Origin of the sequence: Shewanella aestuarii (genome assembly GCF_011765625.1) — a bacterium.
Lineage (GTDB): Bacteria > Pseudomonadota > Gammaproteobacteria > Enterobacterales > Shewanellaceae > Shewanella > Shewanella aestuarii_A.
Map to the genome: position 1 here is coordinate 857,477 of NZ_CP050313.1, position 26,130 is coordinate 883,606.

Below are 26,130 nucleotides of genomic sequence, written 5' to 3' on the forward strand. Positions count from 1 at the left end.
AATAGTATAAGCTTCACTATATCCTAGTTTAGAAAGTGCCATTTGATACTATTTTGGAACAGTTAAGTTTTTTCTCAATCCCTAGTCCCTGTGTTGGTGTCTGTCAGTCAGATGCTAAAGGTTACTGCATGGGGTGTTTACGCAGTCGAGATGAGCGTTTTAATTGGATGCGATTTTCTGAGTTACAAAAACAAGATGTCATCCGGTTATGTGTGCAGCGCAAACGTAGAAGACTTTATGCGTTACATAAAGCTAAACAGTTACAAATTCAGCAACAGCAGGCATCAATCAATGGCCAATTTGATTTTGATGACAATGAGGCAGAAGAACAAATCAATCTTGATAATCTTGAGCAATTTTAATTAGCTTGATGGCTTATGTTGGTGTTTTATTGATGTTTGTTGTAAAAAGATTTTTAGGGGATCACTGGCCAACTTAAGGTAAATTCGGTTTTGTTGTTGTCGCTAAACACGCTGACATCGCCTTTATGGCGTAACATTATTCGTTTAATGATTGCTAATCCTAGTCCGTGCCCTTTGTTTCCTAAATGCTGAAGCTTGCTGCGGTAGAAAGCTTCAAAGATATGTGGTTGATCTTCAACAGGGATGCTTGGGCCATCGTTACTTACTGCTAAGTACACCTTATTTTTATCCCGAGTTAACGTCACATCAATTTGTTGCTTAGCATACCTTTGCGAGTTAGTTATAAGATTTTGTAGTGCGCGTTCAACGAGTGACCCTTCGCCCTTGATAAATATCTCATCAAGTTCGTCATGTTGAAAATTAATTTTAATCCTTGATAAGTCGCTCAGCCGTGAAATCATTTCTTTGCTAATGCTAACTAATTCACAATTTTCTAAAATGGGTTCAATATGCATGGTTTCAAGGCTGGCATAGGTCAGCAGTTCCTGCAGTAAATCTTCCATTTCTTTAATGTCGCTGTGCATGTCATTTAAAAAATTAACACGTTTTTGCTCGCTAGTTTCTGGTAAGCAATATTGGGGTAATAGTGCTAAAGCGAACTTTAATCTAGCTAGTGGAGTGCGTATTTCATGCGATACCGCATTGGTTAAGTGCTTTTGGTTATCAATTAGGCTACTGATATGTTGTGCCATATCATTGAAGGTTAGCGCTAAAGGCGCAACTTGGGAGCTAGGGCTTAACTCTATTCGTGTTCCCCAGTTAGCTTCACCAAATTTGCGGGTAGCAACCCGTAATGTGTTGAGATCGCGTGATAAAGGCCACACCCAGATTAGCGCAACTAAGGCTAACGAAATATAAAAAATGATAGTGAATATATTGCGTAACTTGCCCCTAGGATCAATATCGATAGGTCCAGCCATCAAGACCTGCTCATCGACAGCAATAAACTGCAGTTGATGCTCATCATCGGCCTGGGTGGTGATAATTTTGTTAGGGCTTAGCTGCATATTGCCATGCAAAGCAATTTGATTGCGTTCGAGCAGTTGCAATGGAAAATCGACTTGTTGGCTTATTAGGTTTAATAGGGCCAACCTTTGCTTTTCTGGTGATTTAGAAAGCAGAATGGCAAAAGCGATAAGCGGGGCATCAACATCTCCACTATCATCGACATGGTTTTGCCATAAGCTGTCCAATGTCCAGCCTATACCAATAAAGCTTAAGCTTAGTAATAAATATAGGCTGATAAAAAGACGTTTCAATTTGACTGAATATCTTGTTAGTTATTCCACGCTTCAGGCGCGAATAAATACCCTTGACCCCATACCGTTTTTATACGGAAAGGTGTTTCTATGCTGTCACCTAGTTTTTTACGCAAACGAGAAACGCGAACGTCTATTTTGCGATCCTTGCCATCAAAGTCGATGTTGAGTAAGTATTGATATATATATTGACGACTTAACACTTGGCCCGCTTGCGATGCTAATAGCCAAAGTAGTTCAAATTCATGACTGGTAAGGTCTACTTCGGTATTACCTAGGCGAATGGCTTGGGTATGAGGGTCGATATTTAATTTACCAAAGCTTAAACAGTGGGATTCTGTTTTACGTGGTTCTGCTTGACGGCGTAAGAGGTTGTTAATTCGGGCGACTAGTAAGGCAGGATCGACAGGTTTTACAACATAATCATCAGCACCGATTTCTAAGCCTTTGATTTGATCCTCGTTTGTGCCTAAGGCGCTCATTAATAAGATGGGGCCAGAGAAGTAGTCTGGTAGCTTTTCACATAAGCTTAGACCATCTAAACCTGGTAGCATGATATCTAAGAGGATGATATCTGGCTTATAGCTGATTAAACGAGTGAGTACCGTGTCGCCTCGACGTTCAACTTCAACATGCATATTTTGCGATTTCAAATAATCTACAATGAGATTGGCTAAACGAATATCATCTTCTACGAGTAACACTCGGTGCGTGGATTGTGGCACTGTCATTAGAATAAGCTCCAAGGATTCCGATAACGCCTTCTTACCTGTTGGGAAGCGGCTTTGGTGATTTTAAGTTTTACGCCCGCCAGCGTATGGTTATTATTTTTGCTCACCAAGACAAATTGTATGTCTTTATCAGTTTTAATTGTTAATTTTACGGATTTAACGCTTGGATCATCCGAGCACCAACGCGGTATAGTTTGATAATCTGAAATAATACACACTAGCTCTTCGTTAACTAGATTCCATGTTAACAAAAGGTCAATTTCGCAATAATTAAATTGATCATCTGTTAAGCAAAAGTTAGGCGTAGCACTAAGCTGCGCCTGCTGTTCAAGCGTATCAGCTTTTACAGTAAAAGCACCTATAAAAAGTATAAAAATACCAATAAAGTAGTATGAGAGGCTTGATGAGGAGTTAAACAATATTAAAACCTATAAGCCGCGCCAACAAAGTATGTATGACTATTATCTTCATTAATTAATGGACTGTGTTTGATTTCTTCAGCCAGCGCAGTGTACCGTAATGCCATCAATAGATTCCAGTCTTCATTAATAATGTAGCGAGTCGTTAATTCTGCTCCAGTATTCCAACCAGAACTTGCTTGATATTGTTTGCTCCAATAAGGGTTTTCACTTTCTCGAACACCATAATAATATTGGATCACTTGTGCGCTTTTCCAATCAGCTCGAATAACAAAGTCAAACACCCATTGTTCGATAGCCGTTGAATAATTCCAACTTAAATGGCCTGTTTCACCATTGTGAACGTTAAACATATCATGGGCATAAGCGAGTTTAATAAAACCGTAACCAGTATAAAAGAAGGCTTCAAGTCCTCCATATAAGGTAAAGCGGCGACTTTCTAGTGAGTTAAACACTTTTGGTTGTTCAGTAACACCTCGAGACAACGCGGTGGGAGAGATATTGATATCTTGTCCATCGCTATTTTTGGCCAGAAAAATATTTGATGGATCCCAATCATAAAAGAAAGCACGATCGTCACTGAATGAAGTGACAATATTAATTGAAAATGACTCCGACTCTTTAACTGTGTAGCCTAAATTACCATTATCAAAAAACCAGTTTTCACCGTAATAAGCAATAGAAGGTACTAAGTACAAAGGGATATCATCATTGTCTTGTAAAGGGTTCATTTTTTTTCCATATCCAAAAGCAATGGAAAATTCCCACTCACCAACAGTAATACAGTCATTACTTGATAGACAATTTAGCTCATCCTGAGCATAGGTAAAGCTTGACAAGCTGATTAATATTACACCTAGACATGCATTTATATATTTAAGCATTTTCCGTGTCACCATTATATATGGGTTAAGTCTAATTGAGTTGCTATTAACATTTTTAATACAATTAGTTAATTGCTTAACGCTGATATTGTTTATATTAACACCAGCTTAGTTGAGCTTTAACATTTAATTGAGCAAAGATACAAAGTGATACTTATGTGGGGGTTGTTGGTGGTTATTGGTGTTTAAGTTATCAGTAAAAATAAACTGGCTACTTTTTCATTGCACGCCAAAATAATTGAAAACTTGCTTGTCGATAAGTTGAATCTTGACCTAATTGCGGGTTGTCGGTAAAAAAGCGAATCGCCGCTAAATACTGTCCGTGACAGTTTTCTAGTAATAATGGGACTGGGAAATCGGCAATGACATTCTGTTTAAGCCCTTGTTCAATAAGCTCTACAATAAAACCTAGAATCTCATTCATGGCTTGTTGTCGAATTGATGGATTAATTTCGACTGAAAATGAAAATTGCAGAAAAAAAGTTTGCTTTAAAGGATTTGCAATTGCCCAGTCTATAGCGCTTTGCCATAAGGTATTAGCATCTTGTTCAATATTGCCCGTTAATTGACTGGTTTGTATGATTGAGTCAGCAAAGCTTTGTTTTATATTAATAAATAACTCATTTAATATGGCATCTTTTGATGGGAAGTGATGAAATAATGTCCCTGTAGCAACCCCCGCAGCCTTAGCTATAGAAGCGGTGGAGGTTGCATGAAATCCTTGTTTTACAAACAAAGATAAGGCTGAGTCGAGCAATGCGGCCTTTTTTTCAGTTGGTGCCACTTTGAGGTTTTTCATCTTGGGTAAAACTTACCTTAAAAAGAACTTTATTAATAATTTTTGAATAACACTGCCATAAGGTGGGTGAACAAAAATACCCGTGTTGATTTTACCACTATTTAAAACCGTTTTTGCATGGCTAAAAGTCAGGAAGCCTTCTTTACCATGATAATGTCCCATACCTGATGGCCCTATACCGCCAAATGGGGCGTCATCAGCTGCCACATGGAAGACGGTATCATTAATACAAACCCCACCAGAGTGAGTTTGCTGCAAGATACTGTTTTGAGTTTGATCATCGAAACTCATGATATATAAGGCTAAAGGGCGATTATGTTGGTTCACATAACTAATGGCTTCATCAATGGTGCGATAGCTAACAATGGGTAACAGTGGACCAAAAATTTCATCCTGCATAATTAGCATATCTGGAGTGACGTTCGTGACTAATTGGGTCGCTAGCTTTCTATTACTTGCAGGAATGTCTGACTTAGCGGCCGATACCACATTTGCACCTTTAGACTTTGCATCTTCAAGCACAGCAAGTATTCGATTAAATTGGCGATCGTTGATCACGTTGCCATAATCTTGATTGTGATTAAAGTCGGGATACATTTTGTTGAAGTGTAGCTTATAGGCATCAATAAAGTCAGCGACGTTATTTTCAGGGCATAAAACATAATCAGGAGCGACACAAATTTGCCCAGCATTGAGGCATTTGCCATAAATCAATCGTTCAACTGCCTTGTCTATTGGCATATCAGGCGCAATAATCGCAGGTGATTTGCCACCTAACTCAAGTGTTACAGGTGTCAAGTTATCGGCCGCGGCTCGCATAACATGTTTACCCACTAAGGTAGAGCCGGTAAATAAAATATGATCAAAAGCTAGGGCAGAAAATTGTGCGGCAATATCAGCTTCACCTTCAACAACTGCAACTTCAGACTCATCAAAAATATTGCCTAATAACTCGGCTAAAACTTTATTGGTATGTGGCGTAAATTCAGACATTTTGAGCATGGCATGATTGCCGGCTGCAATGGCTGTGATAAGCGGTCCAATGGATAGCATCACTGGAAAATTCCAGGGCACGATAATGCCTACAACTCCAAGCGGCTGATAATGAACCGATACCTTTGATGGTGATAATAATAACCCAGCATGGCGTTTACTGGGTTTCATCCATGCCTTGAGGTGTTTGATGGTGTAATTGATATTATTGATGCAAGGCATTATGTCAGAGATCACTGTGTCATTCTTAGCGCGATGCCCATAATCTGTATTGAGAGCATCAATAAGTTGTTGTTGATATGCCAGCAGTTGGCGTTTGATATTGTCTAGCTTTGATACTCTGTAGGCATAGCTAGATGCTGGTTGCGCCAAATAAGCCTTTTTTTGTTTTAATAATAATTGTTGTAAAGGTGATATTTGAGTTTGTTCAACGACCATATTCATGGTGTATCTCCAGCAAATAAAGTGTTAGATGTGTCGATTAAAAAAATACCGACTGATTAGTCGGTTTGATGTTAGCTGTGTTTGTTAATCAAATCAACTTTTTGTATTACATTTGTATTACATTGATATAGATCAGTGAGATATTTGACTCAAGGTCTACACTAAATGAAATAGTATTCAATAATTATCATGAGCTAAGGAGGACATCATGCGAAGCAAAACGATTTTATGGCCAACGGACTTTTCAGAAACCGCATCTCATGCACTCAAATATGCTATCGAGATGGCTAATTTATATGACGTTGGTATCCGTATTGTTCATGTTGTTGATCAGCCTTTTGGCGACGAGAATTACATGATTTTAGCGGTTACCCCAGAAGAATTAGCCAAAAGTATGGAGGAAGCCGCTAGCCAAAAAATGCATGCGTTACTAGCCGAATTAAATACCGACAAGCCGGTTGAAACCGTGATCAGGCGTGGTGATGCGATTGAAGAAATTGTTGCCGAAGCCAACTCGGGTGATATTGGAATGGTCGTTATTGCCAGTCATGGTCGTACAGGTTTGGCACATTTTTTACATGAAAATGTTGCCGAGGCAGTCGCTAATCAGGCGCTTTGCCCAGTGTTAGTGGTTAAGTAAGCTTTTTTATTAATACACTTGGTTCAGATTCGTGAGCCCTATTTGGCTGAACCAAGTGTGCTTCTTATTGGTCATGATTTGTATGTATGGGCTAAGCACTCAATCGTAAGAGATAACAGTTCTCAAGCGGGCTAAATCCATTGATGATACTTTTTGGCAACCTCATTTAATGAGTTAGCGACGAGCTTGTCGACTATTTCGATAGGAATATAAGGTAGGATTATTGCGCCACTGGCCAGTCCTAATTCTAAATATGCCAGCCGTTGCTTTTTTTGTGTTGCAGTTTGAGTCACTTTAACATGCTGTATTTTATCAAAAGGAATGCGTTTCCAATTGCGAGCAAGTAAGCCTGTATGTTGCCAAACTACTTGATCCTCGATGACAAATCCCCAGCGTTTATAACGAATATAAAGCAAAATTGTCGCAATGATTGCGCCGATAAACGCCAATTCAACAAGCTTAATATCTAAACCCATTATAAAATAAGCCGCACTGATAAACACTGCGGGAATAAATGCCAGCCATGCTCGCTTATAAAACCAAGCAATATGTATCCCTTGATAGTGATTTGGCAATAATAGTTTTTCACGACTTAAATCGGCAAGTTGTTCAAAAACAGCCTCGACTTCGGTGCTTTTAATGCTAGGTATTAGCATATGTTGCTTGGTGCGTTCTTCGACTTCATTACCTTTGACTTGCTTTAAAAATATGGTCCAACGATCAAATAAGCTTGCTAATAGTGGTTGCTGAAAATGAATAACTTGGACTCGTTTGATTGCCAATGCATCTTGTTGGTGAGCGATGACTCCACCACTGCGATGTAATGTTTGCTGATGTTTATCTAAAGAATATGGGTAGTATTTTAGTACCGAAGACACCACCGAAATAAGTGAAAATAATAAATAGCCACAGATCAATAAACCGAAAAATAGGCCTATCTGTAACATGAAATTGTTGTGAGTTAATTGGCTTATCCAGTTAAGGCTTTGCTGGAATAAAGGTGATTTTACGATTTGTTCCCAATCTATTTGGCCAGCTATAGGACCTGCAATTATCGCAAACCAAATAAAGTTATTTTGATAAAAACCAAATAGGACCAAATCGGCAAAGCTTCGTTTAACAATCGGATGCGACTCTTGTACTAGCTGGGTTTGGTCTTCAGAACAAAAGCTGTCATCTTTTGCGTGTGCAATCGGGGTTAACTGTAATAAATGTTGTTTGAGCTTAAGTGCTTTATCAACATCAAGTGCAGTTAATTTAGCTTCATCTTTACTTGAGCCTGCTGTCTCAATCACCAAAATCGCGAGTTTTAGGGGTTTAAAATAGAAAGGCTGTTCAAAGCGAATGTTTTGAATTCTACTGAGTGGGATTTCATCTTTTTTAGTAAAAAATAACCCTCGTTGAACATCAAGTTGCTGATCCGTTATTCGATAGCGAAATTTACGCCATTGGACAAATGCAAAACTACTCAGCAAGACGATTAGCACTAATACACCATCAATAACCCAAAAAAGGGACACATCATTTTGCCAGCCAGCATAAACAATCGGAATGAGAGCATAGCCGTTAGTTGCAATCGTCTTTATCGACCCAATAACAAAGCTAACAATTGACCAAGGTGACAGTGCTTGCCAATTTACAGCGTTTAGATCATCAATGCTGGTGGTTTTTTGCGTTTGCTCATTCATGTTGATTATTATCCGCTAGCTTGTCATTCGAACGAGGGGGATGTCTCACATCAACATTGTTTGTTTGAACTGAGTTCTGTTCAATTATTGGTGACTTGTCAATGGGCGGTTTGATTGCTGTCGATGATGTATAAGCGTTAGCTTGCTGTGCAGTTTCTGTTTGCTGTATTTCTGCAGCTTGCTGTAATAAGTGTTGTCTTAGATGCTCTGCATATTTTGCATTTAATCCTGGCAAATCAATTTCGGCCTCACCCGAACCGGCGCTATAACACTTTAAGGTAATGAGGTTGAATTTACGTTCCAGTGGTCCTTGGGATAAATTCACATGTTGTAAGCGGGTATAAGGTAAGGCGGTTGTCGATATCCAAAATAAACCACTACGCATAACAAACTCGTTAGCAAACACCCCAAATTCGACTTGGCAGGCTTTTACGTAAATAAGCCGAATCACTCCTAAGGTTAATAAGATAGTGATGAGGCTGATTGAGCTTTTAATTAGCCATCCAATAGGTGGGATGATAAAGATCAATAAGGTTATAAGTAGCGTAATGAGTCCTAATATGACGGAGGCAATACCTAACTGTAACTTAGGGTAATTCACATCCACTTTTTGTAATGTTAATTGGTGCAATGGGGTTAACTGTGCAGTCACTAATATTTGCCCATGATCATAATTATCGCTGACTATGGCGCTAGTATTAGGTTGCTTTGCAAACAGGTGTTGTTCGTCAAGTTGTTTATTATTATCTGTCATAATTACCTTGAAATCGGTCTTTGCTACAACACACTATAGCGACATTTTATGTCACATGGTAGTGGATACATATTTGTATACATTTTATTCGTTAGCGTTAGCCTTTATTTAGAGACTGTTAATTCGCTTATGCCACAAAGAGGGGATGAAAGTGCATTTATTTACCGATGAAAGTAGTGTAAATATCAGCCCACCAATAAGTTATCATCGAGGTTTTTTATCTGATAAACAGCAGCAATTGCTGTTGGATGAAGTTGCTTGTTATCCTCTTGAAAAGATTGAAATTGAAGTTTTTGGAAAGCAACATTTTATCCCTCGGACACAAGCTTGGTTTGGCGATATCGGTTGCCAATACCGCTACTCTAAAACCTTAATCTCGCCTTTACCATGGCCAAGAGTGTTAAGTAAATTACGGCAAAAATTAGCCAATGACTACGCTCTAGATTTTAATGCGGTATTGGTTAACCATTATGCAGATGGGAGCGAGTCAATGGGATGGCATAGTGATGATGAGCCTGAAATTGAACCCAATAGTGTTATCGCATCGGTGACGTTAGGTGCATGCCGAGATTTTGTATTACGGCATAAATCCACTCAACAAAAAACGAGTTTTGCTTTGCAAAGTGGCGATCTACTTATAATGCATGCGGGTATGCAGCAAGATTGGCAGCATTGCGTGCCAAAAAGGTTGAGGGTGCGACAAGCTCGAATTAATTTTACCTTTAGAAAAATTATTCCCCATTTTTATGGTTAATATTTATTTGATAAGAGTCTCAATCATTTGACCACTGCGATCTGCACCAAAACAATATTAATAAGTTGAAATAGACTGTATTTTTGCCTTGATGGAGTTTGACCTAACGCATCGAACTCAGTAATCTGCAGTTTTTATGATCCCAAGAGTAAACCGCTATGTCAGTTACAGATATGTCAGTTGCACAGATAATTACTGATAAACTGAATCAGTTTTTTACCCCTTCACATCTTGAAGTGATTAATGAAAGTAATCGCCATCATGTTCCACCTAATTCTGAAACACACTTTAAAGTGATTGTCGTGAGTGACAAATTTGATGGTCAACGTCCTTTGGCTCGCCATCGTGAAGTCAATACAGTTTTAGCAGGTGAACTTGCTAATGGAGTGCATGCATTATCAATTAATACCTATACCCCAGCAGAATGGCAACAAGTTGAAGAGGTGCCCAGAACACCTAACTGCAAAGGATAATTGCCCTGCGTGATTACAGTCATCGATAAAGAACCTCACAAATTAGTGAGGTTTTTTTATATTGCACAATAGTCGACTAGTATTTGTACAATTTTAGGATTAATGTATTTTTACTCTCATTAATAAGGATATCTCATTGATGTATCGGCTATTAATATTCACTTTTTTTGCGTCAGCCCTGCTATTGCAAGCTTGTCAGCCTGCACCGGTGCAGCCACAAATAGAAGCATCTACTGTTGATAACCCTATGATTGAAACCTCTACAGCCATTGAATGGCGATTGGTTACCTCATGGCCAAAAAATTTGCCAGGTTTAGGAATGGCGCCAGAAAATTTTGCAAGGCTAGTTAATAACATGTCTGGCGGGCGTTTAAACATTACTGTGTATGGCGCGGGTGAATTAATGCCAGCATTTTCGGTTTTTGATGGAGTCAGTAATGGCAAAGTAGAGATGGGGCATAGCGCCGCTTATTATTGGAAAGGAAAAATTCCCGCAGCGCAGTTTTTTTCTTCCATTCCTTTTGGTCTTAATGCTCAGCAAATGAATGCTTGGCTTTATCATGGTGGCGGAATGGCATTATGGCAAGAAGCCTACCAGCCTTTTGGTGTCATTCCTATGGCGGGTGGTAATACAGGAATGCAAATGGGAGGCTGGTTTAATCGACAAATTAATCAAGTCGACGACTTTAAGGGCCTAAAAATGCGTTTGCCAGGAAGTGGTGGTGAAGTGTTAAAGCGCTTAGGGGGTATTCCTGTTAGAGAAATGGCAGGTCGTGAGTTATACGGTGCATTGCAAACTGGATCAATAGATGCTGCGGAATGGGTTGGGCCCTACAATGATTTGCCGTTGGGGTTGAGTAAAGTGGCTAAGTACTATTATTACCCTGGATGGCATGAGCCAGGTTCAACCATGGAATTTATTATTAATCAGCAAGCGTTTAATCTTTTGCCTCAAGATTTACAAGCAATAGTGACTGTGGCGGCAAGAGCTGTTAATCAAGATATGTTGGATGATTATACCCAAGGTCATATTATCTCAATGGAGACGTTAATTAATCAACATCAGGTTGAGCTAAGACCGTTTCCTCAAGAGGTACTGAAAGCCTTACTCGATGCGCGAGATGAGGTCTTGCAGCAAGAGGCTAAAAAAGATCCTATGTTTGCTAAAGTGATGAAAGCTTATTTAGCTAATGAGCGACAGGTTAAACGATTTTTTTATTACACAGAAGATGCGATGGTGTTTGAACAACCTCATTGATTATGGAGGAACAATGGCTTAACGGTTTTGCTGCATTTTGTTGCTGTTTGCATTAGTACGTTAATGTTATCATGACGCTAATATTGTTTTAACGTCTTATCTGTACGCTGTTTAATACAAGGTAAGTGGGACATTTTTGGGAGAAAGACATGCCATTATTAGATAGCTTTACCGTAGACCACACTCGAATGAGTGCCCCTGCAGTTCGTGTTGCTAAACACATGAGCACACCAAGTGGCGATTCAATTACGGTATTCGATTTACGTTTTTGTGCGCCAAACAAAGATATTCTAAGTGAGCGCGGTATTCATACGCTAGAACATCTTTTTGCCGGTTTTATGCGTGATCACCTAAATAGCGATAGTGTTGAAATTATTGATATTTCACCAATGGGTTGTCGTACTGGTTTTTATATGAGTTTAATTGGCCAGCCTTCTGAGCAAGTTGTCGCTGACGCTTGGTTGGCAGCGATGCAAGATGTATTAAGTGTCACCGATCAAAAAGATATTCCTGAATTAAATGAATATCAGTGTGGCACCTATGAAATGCATTCTTTAGATCAGGCTAAAGATATTGCTAGTTCTATTATTGCAGCGGGTGTTCGGGTTAATAAAAATGATGATTTAGCATTAAGTGATGAGATTTTAGGTAAACTTTAATTGATGATTTAGCTCATCAGGTGTTTAAAGCGGCTTAGGCCGCTTTTTTACTGTTTGGTTGATTAATTTTTACCTGTTTGTTGTAGATGCTGTTTTTATGTTTCGCAAACCGCTATTGTATAGAGTAGTCATTAAAGCCAGCAGTGGTTAAAAATAAAGATTTTAGACAGGATATGGAGATTAATATGTCTGCTCGCTCTTTTAGTGTTTCAATTGTCGCTTCAGCTGTAATGTTAATGCTGGGAAGTTTTCCTAGTGTGGCCAATACGGTAACGGAATCAATAGAAAAGCAAAATTCTTATATTGATTTACAGCAAGCGGATATCGCCCTGTTCCATTATCGTGAGTCTGGAAATGTATTAGCCAAAGCTGGGGTTACTGTTCATCCTAGCGCTGATCATATAACTAATCCCATTTCTGTTCGCGGTGCAACCAATGGTGTTGCAATAATGCAAGACAATATATTTTATTCTGCCGCGCCTTATTCAGGGCAAAATATTGTTTTACAGCCTAACTTATTTTTTCAGTCAACGCTGTCTAGTCATCAACAAACTAATGTTGGCCAAGGTGGTCAAGGTGGTTTTGGATTATTAAACTATACCAGCATTGCCATTAGCCCTCGTGAAATCGATACCGTTATTAACGTAGAAATCAATGACGATGGCTCGCCTGCAGGTGGCATTTTGGTTGGCGGTAAAACCAAACAATATGGCATGTTATTGGGTGTTGATTATCAAAAGGCGGATACTGACTCTGGATTTATAACTGATTTTGACAATAAACATGAGCAGACAGATATCATGTTTAAAATTAATTCAGATAGCCTACCGGGTGCCAGAAATCATCAGAAAACAGAGTTTAGTTACTATTATTCAGATAAAACCTCAGATACCAGCAAAATCGGTTTAACCGACGATTATTTTACGGCAAAGCCTAATGGGCGATATGCGGCGACTCAACTTGATTATGAGCATGGTAAACGGCAACGTTATGCATTAGCGCATCAAGTATCATTACCTGGTCAATCCAAGGTGTTTACTGACTTTTATTATCAGACATTCTCCCAACGAGGTCATGACACACTGCTTCTCGAAGATGAGCTGATTAATAACTTAAGCTTAATGCAATTATCTGAGTTTGAAAAAGCGCCTACGGCAGAGGGCTTACTGACTTCAGCGTCAAAAAATGACAATGACTTTGCTGGCTTTGGTGTTCAAAGCAAAGGTATTACTATGTATGGCCCGCATGAGGTCATATATCAAGCCCGCTATCATACTGATAAAGCCGAAATGCGAGTCGGTGGACATGATTATCTCATTAATCAAGATTTATCATTAACTAAGCAAGATACTGATTATGCTGTTGGAAAATACACCGATGATGCAGATGCTATTACGACAGCCGTTAATGCAAAATTAAACTACGAAAAATTATCAGTTAATTTTGGTTTAGGCTATGAGCATGTCAGTGTCAGTCGAGAGTTAGGTGATAACACTGAATTATTAACAGCGGCTGATTTTTCTGATGATGGTTGGATACCATCGATTGAAGTGGCTTATCAACAAAATGCCTGGTTATTTGCTTTAAGCGCCAAGCAAGCCTGGACCGCCGCCGGTGCGGGTAATACTGAGCAACTTGCTCAAGAGGCTTTACAGTACCAGTTGGCAATAAATTATCAGCAAGATGGTTTAAATGTTGGCTTAACGGCTTATATGCATGACTTTGATAATATGCATTCTACCTGTAAGTGGGGTGTGAATTGCGACCCAATCCAAAATACGCAACAAGTTAACTTAAAAGATGTGTCTGTCAGTGGGATTGATGTTTCAGTTGATTACAGTCTCAATCTAGACTGGTACTCGATTCCATTAGCGTTAGATTATCGTTATACCCAAGCTGAGTTTGGCCAAACCAATTGCGACATCATTGTTGGGTGTTACAGCGATGGTAGTCAATTACCTTGGGTGCCAGAACAGCAAGTGAGTGCAAGTATTGGTTTTGTCATGGATAAATTTAGCATAGTTGCCAATGCGTTATATCAAACTGAAACAGGCAGTCCATTTTTTCCTGGTAATTATGGTATAGACTCACAATGGAATATTGATCTTGCTGCTCAATATCAAATGTCAAAAGAGCATAAGGTTTATGTTCGGGTTGAAAACCTGTTAGATGATGATTTAGTGGCTAAGAATTATCAAATGGGGATAATTTCACAAGGTGAACTCAAAACATATATAGGTTATCAAGGTCATTTTTAGTTAATCAAATACTCTGTGTTTTACCTACTAAATAATGACGGTTTGTTTGAAAAATGTTAAAGCCCAAGGCCAATTAGCTTGGGCTTTATTTTATTTATTGAATAGTATAAAAAAAATCTGCTCAAAGATATTTCTATAAAAATTAATGTTATATTCATTTTCACACGATGCGTAAAATGTATTTTTACCTTGTTTCGCCCTGAAATTAACCACTGCCCTTATTTGGGGATTTAAATCAGTGCATTGGTTTGAAAACACCTATTATTTTCGTGGCGATAGTCTCACTTTTACGGTAAAATGTGCGCGACCAGCGTGATTTCGATCGCATTTCCGTGTTAAATCTGCGCTAGCTCAAAAGCACTTTGTTTGTTAACACATTGTTTTTGTAGCGGAACGTGGCGCATTGTCTTTCCTTCAAACGTAGTGCTTGTGGATATGATTACAATTAAGAAAGGATTGGAACTACCTATAGCAGGTGGACCAGAGCAAGTTATCCATAATGGCCCAGCCATTAGACACGTTGCTACCTTGGGTGAAGAGTATATTGGCTTACGTCCTACAATGAAGATTAAAGTGGGCGATAAAGTACAAAAAGGTCAGGTTCTTTTTGAAGATAAAAAGAATTTAGGCGTTAAATATACAGCTTTAGCCAGTGGTACCATTTTAGAAGTTAACCGAGGTGCAAAGCGTGTACTTCAATCAGTAGTTATTGCCGTTGAGGGTGACGATAGCGTTACATTCAAGCAATATGATGCTGGTACTTTAAGCACGTTAGACGCTCAAGTTGTTCGTGATAATCTGATTGAGTCGGGTTTGTGGACAGCTTTGCGTACGCGCCCATTTAGTAAAGTGCCTGCCGTTGATGCTACAACGCAAGGTATTTTCGTCACCGCCATTGATACTCAACCCCTTGCTGCCGATCCTGTGGTCGTCATCGCTGAACATAAAGAAGATTTTGCTAATGGTTTAAAAGTGCTTGCACGTTTAACTGAAGGTAAAGTGTATCTATGTAAAGCTCCGGGCGCTGATATACCAAGTGAAAATGCCCAGGTGGCAGAGTTTGCTGGTAAGCATCCTGCAGGGCTTGTTGGTACTCACATTCATCACATTCTTAGCGCATCAGCAAACCGTAGTGTTTGGCATATTGGTTATCAAGATGTCATTGCTGTCGGTCAATTATTTACTCAAGGTGTATTAAACACTGAGCGCGTAATTGCTATTGCCGGCCCTAAAGCTAAGCAACCTCGTTTAGTTCGCACTCAATTAGGTGCAAGTATTGGCGAATTAACGGCTAATGAAGTGGCTGAAGGCAATGTCAGAGTGATTTCAGGTTCAGTCTTACATGGACGTGAAGCTAAAGGCCCACATGCTTATTTAGGCCGCTATCATACGCAAGTTAGCATGGTTGAAGAAGGTTATGAAAAAGAGTTTTTTGGTTGGGCAATGCCTGGTGCCAATAAATTCTCAATCACTCGTGCTTTCTTAGGCCACTTATCTCCTTCGAAGTTATTCTCAATGACAACCAGTACCGGTGGTTCAGACCGTGCTATGGTGCCAATTGGTAACTATGAACGTGTAATGCCATTAGATATTCTTCCTACTATGTTATTACGTGATCTTGTATCAGGTGATTATGATGGTGCAGTGACCTTAGGTGCACTTGAGTTAGATGAAGAAGATTTGGCGTTATGTACTTTCGTATGCCCTGGTAAGTATGACTATGGTTCATACCTACGTGACTGCTTAGATACGATCGAGAGGGAAGGCTAATGAGCTTGAAAGATTTTATCGAACGTATTGAACCGCAATTTGAAAAAGGCGGCAAATACGAGAAGTGGTACGCACTTTATGAAGCTGCGGCTACTGTTTTTTATACACCGGGTAAGGTAAATAAAGGCACTACACACGTACGTGACAATATTGACCTTAAACGTATGATGATCACCGTATGGGCATGTACATTCCCAGCGATGTTCTTTGGTATGTATAACGTAGGTTTACAAGCTCAAGTTGCGTTAGCTGCAGGTTTTGGTACGCCTGATGTATGGCAAGTTGGCTTATTTGAGTTATTTGGTGCTCAGCTCACTGCTGACTCTGGTATTGCCTCTTTGATGTGGTATGGGGCTTGCTGGTTCTTACCTATTTATGCCGTAACGTTTGTTGTGGGTGGTTTTTGGGAAGTACTATTTGCATCGGTACGTGGTCATGAAGTTAACGAAGGCTTCTTTGTTACCTCAGTACTGTTTGCGTTAACACTACCTGCCACCATCCCATTATGGATGGTGGCGCTAGGGATTACCTTTGGTGTTGTGGTTGCCAAAGAGATTTTTGGTGGTACAGGCCGAAACTTCCTAAACCCTGCTTTAGCTGGTCGAGCGTTCCTGTTTTTCGCGTATCCTTTAAGCATGTCAGGCGACACTACATGGGTTGTTGCAGATGGTTATTCAGGTGCAACGGCATTAAGCCAAGCTGCTCAAGGTACTTTTGATTACGCAAATAACGCTAATTGGATTGATGCTTTCATGGGCTTCATTCCTGGATCTGTCGGCGAAGTTTCTACTTTTGCTATTTTACTAGGTGGTTTAGTCATCATTTATACTCGCATCGCCTCTTGGCGCATTGTCGGTGGTGTGATGATAGGTATGGCCGCTATTGCTACTCTATTAAACATCATTGGAAGCGACACTAATCCTATGTTTGCAATGCCTTGGCATTGGCACTTAGTATTAGGTGGATTTGCTTTCGGTATGATGTTTATGGCAACCGATCCGGTATCAGCGTCATTTACTAACTCAGCGAAATGGGCTTACGGTTTCTTGATTGGTGCTATGGTGGTGTTTATCCGTGTGATTAACCCAGCATTCCCAGAAGGCATGATGTTAGCTATTTTATTCGCTAACTTGTTTGCGCCTCTATTTGACCACTTCGTCGTTCAAGCAAATATCAAACGGAGGATTGCACGTGGCTAGTAATAAAGATTCGTTTGGAAAAACACTGTTTGTTGTAATTGGTCTTTGCTTTGTCTGCTCAATGTTTGTATCGACAGCTGCGGTTTTACTTAAGCCTACCCAGCAAGAGAACAAGCTGTTAGATAAGCAAAAGTATATTCTTGAAGCGGCAGGTTTAGTGGATACTAAATCAGGCAAGGTTGACAAGAAAACCATTATCGACACCTATAATAAATACGTTGAAGCTCGCTTGGTTGATTTAAAAACGGGTGACTTTGTTGAAGGTAATGCCGATACTTTTGATGTTGAAAAAGCAGCCAGAACTCCTGCTACTTCTTTCAAGCCTAAAAACGATATCGCTTCAGTTAAACGTGTTGCAAACAAGGGTGTTATTTATCTAATTAAAGATGATAACCAACAACTGCAAACTGTGATTATTCCTGTTAAAGGCTACGGTTTGTGGTCAACTATGTTTGCATTCCTTGCTGTTGAAGCGGATATGAATACTATTCGAAGCCTAGTGTATTATGACTTTACTGGCTCTGGTGAAACTCCAGGTCTAGGTGGTGAAGTTCAAAATCCACAATGGATTGCTAAATGGCAAGGTAAGAAACTTTATGACGAAAGTGGTAGTTTAGCGATTCAAGTCACAAAAGTTCCTGCTGTAGCGGCTTCTATTCATGGTATCGATGCATTATCTGGTGCAACGTTAACCAGTAATGGTGTTCAGCACTCACTTACGTTCTGGTTAGGTGAAGAAGGTTTTGCACGCTTTATTGAAAAAGCACGCAATGGAGGACTTAGCTAATGGCTAATACTAAAGAACTGAAACAGGTTCTAACCGGACCAATCATCAATAATAACCCAATTGCTTTACAAATTTTGGGTGTATGTAGTGCGCTAGCGGTAACTGCAAAAATGGAAACCGCTATTGTAATGACATTAGCGTTGACTGTGGTAACTGCGTTTTCTAACTTGTTTATTTCGCTACTACGTAATCACATTCCTAGCAGTGTGCGTATTATTGTGCAAATGACTGTTATTGCATCCTTAGTAATTGTAGTTGACCAGGTATTACAAGCTTATGCTTATGATATCGCGAAGCAGTTATCTGTATTCGTTGGTTTGATTATTACTAACTGTATCGTAATGGGTCGTGCCGAAGCTTATGCAATGAAAACACCGCCAATGATGAGTTTTATGGATGGTATCGGTAACGGTTTAGGTTACGGTGCGATCTTATTATCTGTAGGCTTCATTCGCGAGTTATTCGGTAACGGTTCATTATTCGGTATTGAAATCCTCAGCAAAATCTCTGATGGTGGCTGGTATCAACCAAATGGTTTATTACTACTTCCACCAAGTGCGTTCTTCCTGATTGGTGGTTTAATCTGGATGATCCGTACTTATAAGCCAGAGCAAGTAGAAGCAAAAGGGTAGCCGTAATGGAACATTATATTAGTTTATTAATACGTTCGATATTCATTGAGAACATGGCTCTGGCCTTCTTCTTGGGTATGTGTACCTTTTTAGCTGTGTCTAAAAAGGTAACTACGTCGATGGGTTTAGGTGTTGCGGTAATTGTGGTTCTGGCTATTTCAGTACCGGCTAACCAAATTATTTACCAAGGTATCCTTGCTCCTGGCGCATTGGCTTGGGCTGGTGTTCCTGAAGCTGACTTAAGCTTCTTGAAGTTTATTACCTTTATCGGTGTGATTGCTGCATTAGTACAAATTTTGGAAATGACCTTAGATAAGTATTTTCCACCTTTATACAATGCATTAGGTATTTTCTTACCATTGATTACTGTGAACTGTGCAATTTTCGGTGCGGTATCATTTATGGTCGAGCGTGATTACACTCTAGGCGAAAGCGTAGTGTTTGGTATCGGCTCTGGTATCGGTTGGGCGTTAGCAATTGTATTGTTAGCGGGTATCCGTGAGAAAATGAAGTATTCTGATGTGCCAAATGGTTTACGTGGCTTAGGTATTACCTTTGTTACTGCTGGTCTTATGGCTCTAGGTTTCATGTCGTTCTCTGGTGTTTCTTTATAAGAATCACTAAGACGAAGTATTAATTTGAACCTTTAAGGAATAAGTGAATGGGTATTCTTGAATCTACTCCAATAGATGTTTATCTAGGTGTGAGTATGTTTACCGCCATCGTACTGGTTTTAGTGTTAGTGATTTTATTCGCTAAATCAAAACTGGTTGCGAGCGGTGATATCACTATTGGTATTAATGGTGATGCGGACAAAGCAATTAAAACTGGCGCAGGTGGTAAATTACTCGGCGCTTTAGCTGATAGCGGTATCTTCGTGTCAAGCGCATGTGGCGGCGGCGGCTCTTGTGGCCAGTGTCGAGTTCACATTAAATCAGGTGGTGGCGATATTTTACCAACCGAACTTGATCATATTAGTAAAGGCGAAGCTCGCCAAGGTTGTCGTTTAGCTTGCCAAGTTAACGTCAAAACCGATATGGAAATTGAGCTAGAAGAAGAAATCTTTGGTATCAAAAAGTGGGAATGTGAAGTTATTTCTAATGATAACAAAGCAACCTTTATTAAAGAGCTTAAGCTGCAAATTCCGGATGGTGAATCTGTACCGTTCAGAGCGGGTGGTTATATTCAGATTGAAGCGCCTGCTCACCATGTGAAATATGCTGATTTTGATGTACCAGCACAATATCGTGGTGATTGGGAGCACTTTGGTTTCTTTAATTTAGAATCTAAAGTAGACGAAGAAACGATCCGTGCATACTCAATGGCTAACTATCCAGAAGAGTTTGGCATTATCATGCTCAACGTGCGTATTGCAACACCGCCACCACGCAATTTAAGCCTTCCTTGCGGTAAAATGTCATCGTATATTTGGAGCTTAAAAGCCGGTGATAAGGTCACTATCTCAGGCCCCTTTGGTGAGTTCTTCGCTAAAGATACTGATGCAGAAATGGTCTTTATTGGTGGTGGAGCGGGTATGGCGCCAATGCGTTCGCATATCTTTGATCAACTTAAGCGTCTTAAATCTAAGCGTAAGATGAGTTTCTGGTATGGTGCACGTTCTAAGCGTGAAATGTTCTATGTGGAAGACTTTGACGGCCTAGCGGCTGAAAATGAGAACTTCCAATGGCATGTTGCCTTATCTGATCCGCAAGCTGAAGATAACTGGACTGGTTATACTGGGTTTATTCATAACGTGTTATATGAAAACTACCTTCGTGACCATGAAGCGCCTGAAGATTGTGAGTTCTACATGTGTGGGCCTCCAATGATGAACGCAGCAGTAATTGGCATGCTAAAAGATTTAGGTGTTGAAGATGAAAACATCTTATTAGATGACTTCGGTGGCTAAATTTTAAATAATTAAGGTGCTTAACGGCACCTTAATTTTTATTAATTGCAGTTATACTTAAGCCCCTAATGCTTAAGTAGCTGCAATTTTTGTATGAGTAATAACTAACATCTTTATGACTAAATTTATTCAATTTTTCATTTCATTTTTTCTTGTCGTTTTTTTGGTGGCTTGCACTAAGCCTGAGCCGACTCTGGTTCTATCTGGCAATACTATGGGCACTACTTACCACATTACTGTGGTTAATAATGAGAGATTGCCTCAAACTCAATTGCTACAAGCTGAAATTGATATGGCGCTTGAGCAAGTGAATGATCAAATGTCTACCTATAGAGCTAACTCTGAGCTGTCTCGATTTAATCAGTTACAAATTAAGCAAAGTGTAGAAGTTTCTGCAGATACGCTCCAAGTTGTTCATGAAGGGATAAGACTCTATGAGGTTACGGGTGGGGCGCTTGATATCACCTTAGGGCCCTTGGTTAATTTATGGGGGTTTGGTCCAGACAAACGTCCTATCGATGTGCCAACCCAAGCACAGATTAATGAAGCGAAAACCAAAATGGGTATGGCTGAGTTGTCTATAGATGGTAATAAGCTAGTAAAACATAATGCCGATTTGTATATCGACTTATCATCAATAGCAAAAGGATTTGGTGTAGATAAAATTGCTGCGTTATTAGATAAATATCATGTCAGTGGTTATCTTGTCGAAATCGGTGGTGAAATAAGCGTAAAGGGCCAAAAAGCTGATGGTTCTGCTTGGCGAATTGCTGTTGAAAAACCCACATCTGAAGGTCAACAGGTTCAACAAGTCATTGAGTTAGAAAGTATCGCAATGGCTACTTCGGGTGATTATCGTAATTATTACGAAGAAAACGGCGAACGTTTTTCACACATCGTTGATCCTCGCACGGGTTATCCAATTAAACATAAATTAGCTTCAGCAACGGTATTGCATAAAAGTACAATGACAGCAGATGGTTATGCTACTGCTATGATGGTATTAGGTACCGAAGCGTCATTAGCGCTTGCTAAAGAGCAAAATTTAGCAATAATGCTGATTGAAAAGCAGGAGCAGGGTTATCAGGTCTATTATAGTGATGCGTTTACACGCTATATTAATTAATCGGCCAGAGTCGTTAAACTGGAGACTGAGATGAGCACATTTATTGCTGCGTTTGTAGTGTTATTATTATTTTTCTTACTGATGTCGGTTGGTTATATCATCAAGAAAAAGGCGGTTGAAGGAAGCTGTGGCGGCTTAGGTGTTTTGGGGATTGAAAAAGCCTGTGATTGTGACGATCCTTGCGATAAACGTAAGCGTCGTATGGCTGAAGAAGAGCGTCGTCAAAAGCTCGAGCAAAACAGAATTATTTAGCCTTGCTATAAAAGTTTCAAAGACCCTATTTGTGCTTAGGTTTATTAAACTAAGTGCAAATAGGGTTTATTTTTTAGTGGTTCAATATTGATTTTGTTTAAAGCTACTGGCAACTCAGCTTAAGCTTAGGTAAGCTGTTGCCATTATCTATGTATCATCCCCATCGTATTCTTGTTATTGAACATAAATCATTTAGAGCGATACAGATTAAGTTGATATTTAATCGACAAGGGATGCGTTTGTTTTATGGAGAACATTTCACATGAATAAAGTTCCAATGACCGTTGTTGGTGCTGATCAACTACGTAAAGAGTTAGAGATTTTAAAGTTTGATCGTCGCCCTAAAATTACAGAAGCGATTGCATCTGCACGTGAACTTGGTGATTTGAAAGAAAATGCTGAGTACCATGCTGCACGTGAAGAACAAGGTATCTGTGAAGCTCGTATTCGTGACATTGAAGGTAAGCTATCTAATGCACAAATTATTGACGTTACTACTATTGAAAATACCGGTCGTGTCATATTTGGAGCCACCGTAACCATTTTGAACATAGATACTGATGCTGAGGTGACATACCGAATTGTGGGTGATGATGAAGCAGATATTAAACAAAATTTAATTTCAGTAAACTCACCAATTGCCCGTGGTTTAATTGGCAAGAATGAAGGCGATGAAGTCGGTATTTCTACTCCAGGTGGCATTACAGATTATGAAATCGTGTCAGTTGAATATTTATAAATACATGCTTAATTAATCATTTGGGCATAAAAAACCACTGCAAAGGCAGTGGTTTTTTATAATCTAGATATTATTCCAATCGTAATGAATAACTGTATCATCCTAGCTTGTTAAAATACCTGATTACAGCGTTAGATTTTTTGACTGTAGAAAAACTACGTATAAAAAATCTGCCTTGTTATCATGAGTTTTTCAACATTATTTCTGTCCACTTATTCACTGTGATTGCTATTACTTGGCTTTTGGAAGCGCGATTTTCATTTCTTCAGAATGACGGAATAGCACTACAATGTGGCCAATGGTTTGCACTTTCGCAGACTGAGTTTCACGTACAATGGCGTCAACGATGGCATTTTTAAGTTCTCTATCAGAAGAGGCTACTTTCACTTTGATCAATTCGTGATGATTAAGAGCGCTATCAATTTCAGCCAGAACACCTTCAGTCAATCCATTGGCACCAAGCAGCACAACTGGCTTTAGACTGTGTGCCAGACCTTTTAGATACTGTTTCTGTTTGGTTGTTAAGTTCATTTATACCAACTTTTGCTGAGTTACTGTTGAAAAACCGCTATTCTACCCTTATATACTCTATATGTAACTCCAAATCGTTACGGAATTTGAATGGTAACTAAAAAACGTACCGCGAGCTCAGCTCGCTGGATGCAAGAACATTTTGATGACCACTATGTTAAATTAGCTCAAAAGCGAGGCTTTCGCTCAAGAGCTGCATTTAAGTTAGAGGAAATTCAGCAGAAAGATCAATTGATCAAGCAAGGAATGACCGTCGTAGATTTAGGTGCAGCCCCTGGCGGTTGGTCTCAAGTTGCTGTAAAACTTGCTGGAGAAAAAGGTAAAGTTATTGCCTGTGATATTTTACCAATGGATCCAATTGTTGGTGTTGATTTTCTTCAAGGTGACTTCAGGGAAGAAAAAGTACTCGATGCATTATTGTCCAGAGTAGGTGAAGCGAAAGTTGATGTGGTATTATCGGATATGGCACCCAATATGAGTGGTTCCGGTGCGGTAGATCAACCACGGGCAATGTATTTAGTTGAGCTGGCATTGGATATGTGTCATCAAGTATTAGCTGCTAACGGTTGTTTTGCTGTTAAAGTCTTTCAGGGGGAGGGCTTTGATGAGTATATGGCAGCGGTTAAGCAAGCTTTTAAAGTGGTAAAAACCCGTAAACCAGACTCTTCTAGAGCACGCTCTCGAGAAGTCTATATAGTGGCGACTGGTTACAAGTTGTAGTAGTCTAATATTTATTATCGCAAGACTGTAATAGAGGTCTAATAATTTGAGTGACATGGCAAAAAATCTAATACTCTGGGTCGTCATCGCCGTTGTGTTGATGTCGGTATTTCAGGGTTATTCCCCTACTTCTTCGAATTCGCAGAAGATGGATTATTCCGCTTTTCTTGATAATGTTCGTGATGGCCAAATTAATGCCGTCGAAATCAAGAGCGACCAACGTACGATAGAAGGAACAAAACGTACTGGCGAAAAATTTACCACTATCATGCCCATGTATGACCAAGATCTAATTAATGACCTTGATCGCAAAGGTATTAGCATGAAGGGGCAAGAAGCTGAAGAATCGAGCTTTTTAACTCAAATATTTATATCGTGGTTCCCAATGCTACTGCTAATTGGTGTATGGATATTCTTCATGCGACAAATGCAAGGCGGGGGCGGAAAAGGCGCGATGTCGTTTGGTAAAAGTAAAGCCAAACTGATGAGTGAAGATCAGATTAAAACCACTTTTGTTGATGTTGCCGGTTGTGATGAAGCAAAAGAGGAAGTGAAAGAGTTAGTGGATTACTTACGTGATCCAACTAAGTTCCAAAAACTCGGTGGTCGAATCCCTACGGGCGTATTAATGGTTGGCCCGCCAGGTACAGGTAAAACGTTACTTGCTAAAGCAATTGCTGGTGAGTCTAAGGTACCTTTTTTCACCATTTCGGGTTCTGATTTTGTTGAAATGTTCGTTGGTGTGGGTGCATCTCGTGTGCGTGACATGTTTGAACAAGCAAAAAAATCAGCGCCATGTATTATCTTTATCGATGAAATCGATGCTGTTGGTCGTCAACGTGGCGCAGGTTTAGGTGGTGGGCACGATGAACGTGAACAAACGCTAAACCAAATGCTAGTTGAGATGGACGGTTTTGAAGGTAACGAAGGTATTATCGTTATTGCAGCAACTAACCGCCCTGATGTACTGGATGCCGCTTTATTGCGTCCAGGTCGTTTTGACCGTCAAGTAGTCGTTGGCTTGCCTGATGTGCGTGGTCGAGAGCAAATTCTTAAAGTCCATATGCGCAAAGTGCCTTTAGCTGATGATGTTAAAGCAAGTGTTATTGCACGTGGTACGCCAGGCTTTTCTGGTGCTGATTTAGCTAACTTGGTCAATGAAGCCGCTTTGTTTGCGGCTCGTGGCAATCGTCGCATGGTTAGCATGGAAGAATTTGAACGAGCTAAAGATAAAATTATGATGGGGGCGGAACGTCGCTCTATGGTGATGTCTGAGGCTGAAAAAGAAATGACTGCTTACCACGAAGCCGGTCATGCTATTGTTGGTTGCCTTGTACCTGAGCATGATCCTGTACATAAGGTCACAATTATCCCTCGAGGCCGTGCTTTGGGAGTCACTTTCTTCTTGCCAGAAGCTGATGCCATCAGTCAAAGTCGTCGTAAGCTAGAGTCTCAAATTTCCGTAGCTTATGGCGGGCGCTTAGCTGAAGAGCTCATTTTCGGTAGTGAAAAAGTTTCTACTGGTGCGTCTCAAGATATCAAATATGCCACATCAATTGCACGTAACATGGTTACACAGTGGGGCTTCTCAGATAAATTAGGGCCGTTACTTTACGCTGAAGAAGAAGGGGAAGTGTTCCTTGGTCGCAGCATGGGTAAAACTAAAGCAATGTCAGGTGATACCGCATCTCTAATTGATTCTGAAATTAAAGCAATTATTGATAAGAATTATAACCGTGCACATCAATTGTTGACAGATAACATGGATATTCTTCATGCAATGAAAGATGCATTGATGAAGTACGAAACTATTGATTCATTGCAAATTGATGATTTAATGAATCGTCGTGAAGTGCGTCAACCAGCTGATTGGCAAAATGATGATTCTGCTGGTGATAAAGGTAACGGTAATAACAATACTAATGCTGAACCAAAGTCTGAGGTTGAATCTCAAGCTAAACCCGATGATGGACCAGCTGAACCAAGCAAAAAAGATGATTTAGAAACGGACGAGTCCGCGGCTAAATGAG

The 26,130-nt window shown here is 39.8% G+C and carries 27 protein-coding genes; 18 read left to right on the forward strand and 9 right to left on the reverse strand.

The genetic code is table 11. The features are described 5' to 3' along the window. Positions 1–53 precede the first annotated feature (53 nt). Positions 54–362: a DUF1289 domain-containing protein gene (locus tag HBH39_RS03965; RefSeq protein WP_167675803.1), complete on the forward strand. Its 309-nt coding sequence runs from the start codon at positions 54–56 to the stop codon at positions 360–362. A gap of 53 nt (positions 363–415) precedes the next feature. On the opposite strand, the gene HBH39_RS03970 is transcribed toward HBH39_RS03965, so the two are convergent. The 6 genes from HBH39_RS03970 to HBH39_RS03995 all read right to left on the reverse strand — a co-directional run bounded on the left by HBH39_RS03970 (position 416) and on the right by HBH39_RS03995 (position 5,951). Then, the gene (locus HBH39_RS03970) at positions 416–1,681 is read right to left on the reverse strand and encodes an ATP-binding protein (protein WP_167675805.1); all 1,266 of its coding nucleotides are present in this window, start codon (positions 1,679–1,681) and stop codon (positions 416–418) included. A 17-nt stretch (positions 1,682–1,698) separates the two neighbouring features. Further along, positions 1,699–2,412: a winged helix-turn-helix domain-containing protein gene (locus HBH39_RS03975; protein WP_167675807.1), complete on the reverse strand. Its 714-nt coding sequence runs from the start codon at positions 2,410–2,412 to the stop codon at positions 1,699–1,701. Continuing rightward, positions 2,412–2,831 (reverse strand): DUF3019 domain-containing protein, encoded by a 420-nt coding sequence (locus HBH39_RS03980; protein WP_244325738.1) that lies wholly within the window; start codon positions 2,829–2,831, stop codon positions 2,412–2,414. The genes HBH39_RS03975 and HBH39_RS03980 overlap by 1 nt, the downstream gene beginning before the upstream one ends. Before the next feature lie 2 nt (positions 2,832–2,833). Then, complete coding sequence (locus tag HBH39_RS03985; protein ID WP_432280143.1) at positions 2,834–3,703, reverse strand: MipA/OmpV family protein; 870 nt, start codon at positions 3,701–3,703, stop codon at positions 2,834–2,836. 223 nt (positions 3,704–3,926) lie between these two features. After that, on the reverse strand, positions 3,927–4,514 hold the full coding sequence (locus HBH39_RS03990; RefSeq protein ID WP_167675811.1) for a TetR/AcrR family transcriptional regulator: 588 nt from the start codon (positions 4,512–4,514) through the stop codon (positions 3,927–3,929). 12 nt (positions 4,515–4,526) lie between these two features. Further along, entirely contained in the window at positions 4,527–5,951 is a 1,425-nt protein-coding gene (locus HBH39_RS03995) for a coniferyl aldehyde dehydrogenase (protein ID WP_167675813.1), read from the reverse strand. A gap of 208 nt (positions 5,952–6,159) precedes the next feature. On the opposite strand from HBH39_RS03995, the gene HBH39_RS04000 reads away from it, so the two are divergent. Next, entirely contained in the window at positions 6,160–6,591 is a 432-nt protein-coding gene (locus HBH39_RS04000) for a universal stress protein (protein ID WP_167675815.1), read from the forward strand. Between the two features lie 131 nt (positions 6,592–6,722). Here HBH39_RS04000 and HBH39_RS04005 read toward each other — a convergent pair whose 3' ends face one another. Continuing rightward, positions 6,723–8,279, reverse strand: a complete 1,557-nt coding sequence (locus tag HBH39_RS04005; protein WP_167675817.1) for a PH domain-containing protein — start codon at positions 8,277–8,279, stop codon at positions 6,723–6,725. Continuing rightward, positions 8,272–9,033 carry a PH domain-containing protein gene (locus HBH39_RS04010; protein WP_167675819.1) on the reverse strand — a complete coding sequence of 254 codons (762 nt, stop codon included), beginning with the start codon at positions 9,031–9,033 and terminating at the stop codon, positions 8,272–8,274. Before HBH39_RS04010 ends, HBH39_RS04005 begins: the two co-directional genes overlap by 8 nt. A 145-nt stretch (positions 9,034–9,178) precedes the next feature. Between HBH39_RS04010 and HBH39_RS04015 the strand changes: the two genes are divergently transcribed. The 14 genes from HBH39_RS04015 to greA all read left to right on the forward strand — a co-directional run bounded on the left by HBH39_RS04015 (position 9,179) and on the right by greA (position 22,849). Next, positions 9,179–9,787 (forward strand): alpha-ketoglutarate-dependent dioxygenase AlkB family protein, encoded by a 609-nt coding sequence (locus HBH39_RS04015; RefSeq protein ID WP_167675821.1) that lies wholly within the window; start codon positions 9,179–9,181, stop codon positions 9,785–9,787. A gap of 158 nt (positions 9,788–9,945) precedes the next feature. Beyond that, the gene (locus HBH39_RS04020) at positions 9,946–10,260 is read left to right on the forward strand and encodes a BolA family protein (RefSeq protein WP_167675823.1); all 315 of its coding nucleotides are present in this window, start codon (positions 9,946–9,948) and stop codon (positions 10,258–10,260) included. 139 nt (positions 10,261–10,399) lie between these two features. Continuing rightward, entirely contained in the window at positions 10,400–11,518 is a 1,119-nt protein-coding gene (locus HBH39_RS04025) for a TRAP transporter substrate-binding protein (protein ID WP_167675825.1), read from the forward strand. Between the two features lie 149 nt (positions 11,519–11,667). Beyond that, complete coding sequence (luxS, locus tag HBH39_RS04030; protein ID WP_167675827.1) at positions 11,668–12,177, forward strand: S-ribosylhomocysteine lyase; 510 nt, start codon at positions 11,668–11,670, stop codon at positions 12,175–12,177. A gap of 185 nt (positions 12,178–12,362) precedes the next feature. Next, positions 12,363–14,435: a TonB-dependent receptor gene (locus HBH39_RS04035; protein ID WP_167675829.1), complete on the forward strand. Its 2,073-nt coding sequence runs from the start codon at positions 12,363–12,365 to the stop codon at positions 14,433–14,435. Between the two features lie 435 nt (positions 14,436–14,870). Beyond that, on the forward strand, positions 14,871–16,205 hold the full coding sequence (locus HBH39_RS04040; RefSeq protein WP_167675831.1) for a Na(+)-translocating NADH-quinone reductase subunit A: 1,335 nt from the start codon (positions 14,871–14,873) through the stop codon (positions 16,203–16,205). Next, the gene (locus tag HBH39_RS04045) at positions 16,205–17,404 is read left to right on the forward strand and encodes an NADH:ubiquinone reductase (Na(+)-transporting) subunit B (protein WP_167675833.1); all 1,200 of its coding nucleotides are present in this window, start codon (positions 16,205–16,207) and stop codon (positions 17,402–17,404) included. Before HBH39_RS04040 ends, HBH39_RS04045 begins: the two co-directional genes overlap by 1 nt. Continuing rightward, on the forward strand, positions 17,397–18,191 hold the full coding sequence (locus tag HBH39_RS04050) for a Na(+)-translocating NADH-quinone reductase subunit C (protein ID WP_167675835.1): 795 nt from the start codon (positions 17,397–17,399) through the stop codon (positions 18,189–18,191). The genes HBH39_RS04045 and HBH39_RS04050 overlap by 8 nt, the downstream gene beginning before the upstream one ends. Continuing rightward, positions 18,191–18,823, forward strand: coding sequence for an NADH:ubiquinone reductase (Na(+)-transporting) subunit D (locus tag HBH39_RS04055; protein WP_167675837.1), 633 nt, complete (start codon positions 18,191–18,193; stop codon positions 18,821–18,823). The genes HBH39_RS04050 and HBH39_RS04055 overlap by 1 nt, the downstream gene beginning before the upstream one ends. 5 nt (positions 18,824–18,828) lie before the next feature. Beyond that, on the forward strand, positions 18,829–19,437 hold the full coding sequence (gene nqrE / locus HBH39_RS04060; RefSeq protein WP_167675839.1) for an NADH:ubiquinone reductase (Na(+)-transporting) subunit E: 609 nt from the start codon (positions 18,829–18,831) through the stop codon (positions 19,435–19,437). A gap of 47 nt (positions 19,438–19,484) precedes the next feature. Beyond that, entirely contained in the window at positions 19,485–20,732 is a 1,248-nt protein-coding gene (gene nqrF / locus HBH39_RS04065; protein WP_167675840.1) for an NADH:ubiquinone reductase (Na(+)-transporting) subunit F, read from the forward strand. Positions 20,733–20,847: 115 nt separating this feature from the next. After that, positions 20,848–21,858 (forward strand): FAD:protein FMN transferase, encoded by a 1,011-nt coding sequence (locus HBH39_RS04070; RefSeq protein ID WP_167675842.1) that lies wholly within the window; start codon positions 20,848–20,850, stop codon positions 21,856–21,858. A gap of 30 nt (positions 21,859–21,888) precedes the next feature. Further along, positions 21,889–22,110, forward strand: coding sequence for a (Na+)-NQR maturation NqrM (gene nqrM, locus HBH39_RS04075; protein ID WP_167675844.1), 222 nt, complete (start codon positions 21,889–21,891; stop codon positions 22,108–22,110). 262 nt (positions 22,111–22,372) lie between these two features. Beyond that, on the forward strand, positions 22,373–22,849 hold the full coding sequence (gene greA / locus HBH39_RS04080; RefSeq protein WP_167675846.1) for a transcription elongation factor GreA: 477 nt from the start codon (positions 22,373–22,375) through the stop codon (positions 22,847–22,849). A gap of 231 nt (positions 22,850–23,080) precedes the next feature. Here greA and yhbY read toward each other — a convergent pair whose 3' ends face one another. Next, entirely contained in the window at positions 23,081–23,380 is a 300-nt protein-coding gene (gene yhbY / locus HBH39_RS04085) for a ribosome assembly RNA-binding protein YhbY (RefSeq protein WP_167675848.1), read from the reverse strand. 90 nt (positions 23,381–23,470) lie between these two features. Between yhbY and rlmE the strand changes: the two genes are divergently transcribed. Together rlmE and ftsH are read left to right on the forward strand one after the other, a co-directional pair. Continuing rightward, entirely contained in the window at positions 23,471–24,100 is a 630-nt protein-coding gene (gene rlmE / locus HBH39_RS04090; RefSeq protein WP_167675850.1) for a 23S rRNA (uridine(2552)-2'-O)-methyltransferase RlmE, read from the forward strand. Positions 24,101–24,146: 46 nt separating this feature from the next. Further along, positions 24,147–26,129, forward strand: coding sequence for an ATP-dependent zinc metalloprotease FtsH (gene ftsH, locus HBH39_RS04095; protein ID WP_167675852.1), 1,983 nt, complete (start codon positions 24,147–24,149; stop codon positions 26,127–26,129). The last annotated feature ends 1 nt before the right edge of the window (position 26,130 follow it).

Bases quoted from the DNA above. Each gene is read 5' to 3' on its own strand.
- HBH39_RS03975 (WP_167675807.1), bottom strand. From the start codon at position 2,412: ATGACAGTGCCACAATCCACGCACCGAGTGTTACTCGTAGAAGATGAT.
- HBH39_RS03990 (WP_167675811.1), bottom strand. From the start codon at position 4,514: ATGAAAAACCTCAAAGTGGCACCAACTGAAAAAAAGGCCGCATTGCTC.
- HBH39_RS03995 (WP_167675813.1), bottom strand. From the start codon at position 5,951: ATGAATATGGTCGTTGAACAAACTCAAATATCACCTTTACAACAATTA.
- HBH39_RS04000 (WP_167675815.1), top strand. From the start codon at position 6,160: ATGCGAAGCAAAACGATTTTATGGCCAACGGACTTTTCAGAAACCGCA.
- HBH39_RS04005 (WP_167675817.1), bottom strand. From the start codon at position 8,279: ATGAATGAGCAAACGCAAAAAACCACCAGCATTGATGATCTAAACGCT.
- HBH39_RS04010 (WP_167675819.1), bottom strand. From the start codon at position 9,033: ATGACAGATAATAATAAACAACTTGACGAACAACACCTGTTTGCAAAG.
- HBH39_RS04015 (WP_167675821.1), top strand. From the start codon at position 9,179: ATGAAAGTGCATTTATTTACCGATGAAAGTAGTGTAAATATCAGCCCA.
- HBH39_RS04020 (WP_167675823.1), top strand. From the start codon at position 9,946: ATGTCAGTTACAGATATGTCAGTTGCACAGATAATTACTGATAAACTG.
- HBH39_RS04025 (WP_167675825.1), top strand. From the start codon at position 10,400: ATGTATCGGCTATTAATATTCACTTTTTTTGCGTCAGCCCTGCTATTG.
- luxS (WP_167675827.1), top strand. From the start codon at position 11,668: ATGCCATTATTAGATAGCTTTACCGTAGACCACACTCGAATGAGTGCC.
- HBH39_RS04035 (WP_167675829.1), top strand. From the start codon at position 12,363: ATGTCTGCTCGCTCTTTTAGTGTTTCAATTGTCGCTTCAGCTGTAATG.
- HBH39_RS04040 (WP_167675831.1), top strand. From the start codon at position 14,871: ATGATTACAATTAAGAAAGGATTGGAACTACCTATAGCAGGTGGACCA.
- HBH39_RS04045 (WP_167675833.1), top strand. From the start codon at position 16,205: ATGAGCTTGAAAGATTTTATCGAACGTATTGAACCGCAATTTGAAAAA.
- HBH39_RS04055 (WP_167675837.1), top strand. From the start codon at position 18,191: ATGGCTAATACTAAAGAACTGAAACAGGTTCTAACCGGACCAATCATC.
- nqrE (WP_167675839.1), top strand. From the start codon at position 18,829: ATGGAACATTATATTAGTTTATTAATACGTTCGATATTCATTGAGAAC.
- nqrF (WP_167675840.1), top strand. From the start codon at position 19,485: ATGGGTATTCTTGAATCTACTCCAATAGATGTTTATCTAGGTGTGAGT.
- HBH39_RS04070 (WP_167675842.1), top strand. From the start codon at position 20,848: ATGACTAAATTTATTCAATTTTTCATTTCATTTTTTCTTGTCGTTTTT.
- nqrM (WP_167675844.1), top strand. From the start codon at position 21,889: ATGAGCACATTTATTGCTGCGTTTGTAGTGTTATTATTATTTTTCTTA.
- greA (WP_167675846.1), top strand. From the start codon at position 22,373: ATGAATAAAGTTCCAATGACCGTTGTTGGTGCTGATCAACTACGTAAA.
- yhbY (WP_167675848.1), bottom strand. From the start codon at position 23,380: ATGAACTTAACAACCAAACAGAAACAGTATCTAAAAGGTCTGGCACAC.
- rlmE (WP_167675850.1), top strand. From the start codon at position 23,471: ATGGTAACTAAAAAACGTACCGCGAGCTCAGCTCGCTGGATGCAAGAA.